The 5,217-nt window shown below is 33.5% G+C and carries 4 protein-coding genes; 3 read left to right on the plus strand and 1 reads right to left on the minus strand.

Annotated features, from left to right (window positions below; translation table 11 throughout):
- The first annotated feature begins 211 nt into the window (after nt 1-211).
- The 3 genes from nhaA to GOQ24_RS17020 all read left to right on the plus strand — a co-directional run bounded on the left by nhaA (nt 212) and on the right by GOQ24_RS17020 (nt 3,127).
- Nucleotides 212-1,534 carry a Na+/H+ antiporter NhaA gene (gene nhaA / locus GOQ24_RS12065; RefSeq protein ID WP_160339804.1) on the plus strand — a complete coding sequence of 441 codons (1,323 nt, stop codon included), beginning with the start codon at nt 212-214 and terminating at the stop codon, nt 1,532-1,534.
- Between the two features lie 8 nt (nt 1,535-1,542).
- The gene (locus GOQ24_RS12070; protein WP_160339805.1) at nt 1,543-2,865 is read left to right on the plus strand and encodes a DUF389 domain-containing protein; all 1,323 of its coding nucleotides are present in this window, start codon (nt 1,543-1,545) and stop codon (nt 2,863-2,865) included.
- 82 nt (nt 2,866-2,947) lie between these two features.
- Entirely contained in the window at nt 2,948-3,127 is a 180-nt protein-coding gene (locus GOQ24_RS17020) for a DUF3179 domain-containing (seleno)protein (RefSeq protein WP_160339806.1), read from the plus strand.
- Between the two features lie 76 nt (nt 3,128-3,203).
- Here GOQ24_RS17020 and GOQ24_RS12080 read toward each other — a convergent pair.
- Nucleotides 3,204-5,217 (minus strand): BCCT family transporter (locus GOQ24_RS12080; RefSeq protein ID WP_243731273.1); only part of this gene is annotated, 2,014 nt, incomplete at its 5' end.

The raw sequence follows: 5,217 nt of genomic DNA on the forward strand, positions 1-5,217 counted from the left end.
GTAAAAGATTGAACTATTTTTAATTCTATCTTAGATTCAACTAATAAATGCTGTTGCATTTATTAGTTGAATCTAAGTAGTAAAAATCTTATAAAAGTTAAATAAGGATAAGAATTCATAGAAATAACTGTCGTATAGTAGCTAACAAAATTAATTTTCTATTTTTGAGTTTGTAAACTATGTATAACATTAAAAAAGAAGAGTTATTTTTATGAGGCAATTGGACAAAACACCTATTGAGAGGATGGTATCACCGATACAGCGATTTATGCAACAAGAAAAATCTGGAGGGATCGTTCTAGGTATAAGTGTGATTATAGCGTTAATATTAGCAAATACATCATTTAAAGAACAGTACCATCACATATTAGAGTATAAATTTGGTTTTCAATGGGCAGGCAATAGCTTCTTTGAATATAGTATTCACCACTGGATTAATGATGGGTTAATGGCTATCTTTTTCTTTGTTGTAGGGCTAGAGTTAAAAAGAGAGATTGTAGCTGGAGAACTATCAAACCCACGTAAAGCAATGCTTCCTATTGGAGCTGCATTAGGAGGAATGATTGTTCCTGCGGGTATTTATTTTTTTCTAAACCCAAGTGGAGAGATGTCTAATGGATGGGGAATTCCGATGGCAACAGATATTGCTTTTGCCTTAGGAGTCTTGTATCTATTGGGTAGTCGTATACCCTTGACATTAAAGGTTTTCTTAACTGCATTGGCAATTGTAGATGACTTAGGAGCGGTACTTGTGATTGCATTCTTTTATACCTCTGAGATTTCTATGTTACATTTAATCATTGGTGCTGCTATTTTATTAGTGATGTATTTGGGAAATAAAATGGGAGTTAGAAATATTATATTTTATGCAATCTTGGGTATTGGTGGAGTTTGGACAGCATTTTTGCTTTCAGGAGTACATGCGACAATTGCAGCAGTATTAGCTGCTTTTACAATTCCTGCAAATGTGAGAATTAGCGAGAAAGTATATGGCGATAAGATGCAAGGTTTGTTAGATAGGTTTAGAGGCATTGATCCCAATGATAAAATTCCGACATTAACAAACGAACAATTGCATATCTTAGAAGAGATTGAGCATACAAGTAGTGCTGCTACTCCTCCATTACAACGTTTAGAACATATGATGCATCCGATGGTAACCTATCTAATTATCCCTATATTCGCTTTAGCTAATGCTGGGGTATCTTTAGATATTGATATGGATCACTTGTTTAGTACTAATGTAGCTCTTGGTGTAGCTCTTGGCTTATTAGTAGGGAAAGTAGTTGGAGTAGTTGGATTTACAGTGCTTTTAGTGAAATTAAAAGTAGCTCCTTTCCCTGAAGGAATGAATGTGAAAAATCTATTAGGATTAGGTTTGCTAGCTTCTATTGGATTCACAATGTCTTTGTTTGTAACTTCGTTAGCATTTACTAATGAGGAGTACATGACTCAAGCGAAGATAGGTATTTTTGTAGCATCCATCATTGGTGGTGTGCTAGGCTATATGGTATTGAGTAAGTCAACGAAATAATGTTTTAAATGACTAGTAAGTTTTTTGATTACATCAATCTTCACAAAGGTGAGGAGAAGGGCGAAAAAGTCCTTGAAAATATAGTAGCAAATATTGCTTTTAAAGGATCAAATCTTTGGATTTTGGCATGTGCAATTATCATTGCGTCGATAGGGTTAAATGTAAATTCTACAGCGGTGGTAATTGGAGCTATGTTGATCTCACCATTGATGGGACCAATTGTAGGAGCTGGTTTTGCACTTGGTACCTATAACTTTTTATTACTGAAGATTTCTATTAAAAGCTTGGTTGTAGCTACAATTGTAAGTTTGGTTGTATCTTCAGTTTATTTTTATTTAAGCCCATTTAAAGATGTACAATCAGAATTACTTGCTCGTACTGCACCGACGATTTATGATGTGTTGATTGCTTTTTTTGGTGGATTAGTGGGAGTGATTTCAATTACTCGAGTAGAGAAAGGAAATCCTATTCCAGGAGTAGCGATTGCTACAGCCTTGATGCCTCCTTTATGTACTGCAGGATATGGTTTAGCAACTTTTAATTTTAGTTATTTTTTAGGAGCATTTTATCTGTATATGATTAACTGTTTCTTTATTTGTATAGCGACGTTCTTAGTAATTAAATACTTGAAATATCCTACAGCGACTGCACTAGATACAAAAAAGGAGAAACGTATGCGATACGGTATTAGTTTATTGATTTTAGTGTTGATTATACCAAGTTTTTACTTGGCCTATAATCTATTCAATGAGAAGAAATTTACCAAGACTGTTGAGGAGTTTATCAATACAGAGTTTACTGCTAGAGGGGTAACAGTTATCTATAAAAAAATTAATTATAATACCTCGCCACGTAAGGTAGAGTTAGCCTTTTTGGATAAGAAATTATCTAAAGAGAATATAGAGATGTATAACCGACTTCTACAGGAAAAAGGGATAGATAATGTAGCTTTGACCTTCAAGCAAGATGAGCAAGATATCAAGTCTGAAATCATGAAGGAAATCAATAAACAAAATAGTAACCTATCCGAGAAAGACGTTATTATTAATGATTTAAAGCGCGAGTTAGCTAAGTACAAAGTGAGCGAGCCTGGTTTGGTGAAAGAGATCGGAGTATTGTTCCCATCACTTGAACAAGTATCTTTAGGTAAAGTAGAGCGAAACCTAACCGATACAACTAGTCAAGTTGATTGGGTGTTAATGTATAAAGATAGTGTTGTACCTATAAATTCGGAGAAGATACGTATCACGAATTGGTTAAAAGCTCGATTACAAGTAGATACTGTTTTAGTAGTGAATACATACCAGCCAGCTGTATATACTAAAGAGTAATTTAGTAATTAAAAACATATCAAAGAGCTCCTTACTTATTTTTAGAGTAGGGGGCTTTCTTTTTAGTGGCTCACCAAAATAATTGCTTTTAGATTTATCAGCTAGATGTATTACAGCAGATAATGGTTTTCAACGTTGGGATTTGAATGGAAAGTATCTCTCGGGAGACAAAAAGCAGAATTTAGTTCTCATCCGGTTGTCTGATGAGTATTGGTTTTCTTGGAAACGCTTTCATCCAAATACTCAGTTCATTGATTTGTAATATATAAAAAGAACCATATTAACTTTAAACTAATATGGTTCTTTTTTGATTCTAGAATAAGTTGACTAGTAATATATTATCTTAAACGATGATTGGAATCACTACTGATAAACATTTCATTTTTCTCTTCAGATATAATTTCAAGGAATCGTTCATAGTGTTTTAATACGTCAGAAATTAGCTCATTTTTAGTAAAGATGTGAACATCATAACCTTGTCTATAATCACCAAAATAAGCTTTTGGATAAAAGGTTTTATTATCGTTAATATCAGGTAAGTTTTCTTCTGATAATAAGTAATCAGAAACCATTTTAGACTCTGTTCTGACACCGTAAATAAAGTTATTTACCAAGTCGTGTTTAATCTCAATTTCTAGTCGATAAGGACCTTCATAAGTATTGATAACAGCATCAATATTATTATTAGCAAATTCGGTTTCTAGCTCTTTAAAGGCTTCTTTGACTGTCGTATCAATAAATTTGTGTACAGATTCTTTATCGTCAAAGGATACAATTTGTTTTAATCGCTCTTTCCATGAATCTCCTGACCACGTAACCGTTGTAGTAGAAAAGTCAGTTTCATAATATTTTTTATCGATAACTAGTGCTTTGATCAAGCTTACGATAAATAATAGCATTATAATAGAGAATGGAAGAGCTGTAATTAAGGTCATGCTTTGTAATGCACCTAATCCACCTGCGTTTAACAATAACAAAGCTAATACAGCTAGTAATACTCCCCATCCAATAGTTTGCCATTTAGGGGATATTCTAGCATTCTTGGTTGATATACTGTTCATTACAAACATTCCTGAGTCTGCAGAAGTAACAAAAAATATGATGATAATTGATATAGTTAAGAAGCTAGTAATTGAACTTAGAGGTAAGTACGCTAAAAACTCAAACATCAACGCATCTGGGTTGTTAGCAATAGTACTCAATGCACCATCAGCTACATTCATATCAAACCAAATGGCACTATTCCCGAATACAGACATCCAAATAAAGTTGAATAGTGTCGGTAGTAATAATACTGCAGCAATATATTCACGAATAGTACGTCCTTTAGAGATTTTAGCAATAAATAATCCAACATATGGAGACCATGAGATCCACCATGCCCAGTATAGGATAGTCCAGTCATAAAACCAGGGTTGTGTTTTATCATTAAAGGAGTGTGTACTAAAAGTCATGGTAAAGAAGTTTGATATATAATTACCAATACCTTCTGTAAAGCTTCCAATTAAATAAACGGTAGGGCCTAAAGCGAGTACGAAAACAAGCAATACGACTACAGCAATGATATTGATACTACTTAGTAGTTTTACACCTTTGTCTAATCCACTAACAGCAGAGATAATAGATAGAGATACTAATACAGCTACAATAAGTACTTGATAGATAAAGCTGTTTTCAGGTAAAATATTTAAGGTTTGAAGTCCAGAGTTAATCTGTACAACACCAAAACCTAATGTTGTTGTAATACCAAAGAAGGTACTACACAAGGCAAATACGTCAATCATATTTCCCCATTTACCTTTTATTTTATCTTTTAAAAGAGGATAAAAACAACTTCTTAGAGATAGCGGTAAACGATATCTATAAGCAAAATAAGATAGTGCTAGACCAACAATAGCATAAATAGCCCATGCGTGTATTCCCCAGTGAAAGAAGGTGTACATCTGTGCATCTTGTGCGCGTTGTAGTGCGGTATTGTTACTGAAAACTTCATTTGAATAGTGTTGGATCGGCTCAGCAACACTGAAGTACATTAGCCCAATCCCCATACCAGCAGCGAATAACATTGATATCCATGAAAAGAAGGAATAATCGGGTTTACTATTATTTCTTCCTAAGCGAATATTACCGTATTTACTGGCCATTAAATAAATCAAGAAGATAATAAATATAGTTACAGACCATACATATATCCAATTGAGATTAACAAAGATGAATGTTTTGATTACGTTTAATAGCTCATTGGTTATCTGTGGAAAAATTGCAGCAAGTAAACTGACTCCAATAATAAAAATTAAACTTGGTAGAATAACACCTTTACTCAAGGTTGTACGTATTCTAGGAAATTTAGAC

The sequence above is a fragment of the Myroides sp. LoEW2-1 genome, from assembly GCF_009767705.1.
In the GTDB taxonomy this organism is placed as follows: domain Bacteria; phylum Bacteroidota; class Bacteroidia; order Flavobacteriales; family Flavobacteriaceae; genus Flavobacterium; species Flavobacterium album_A.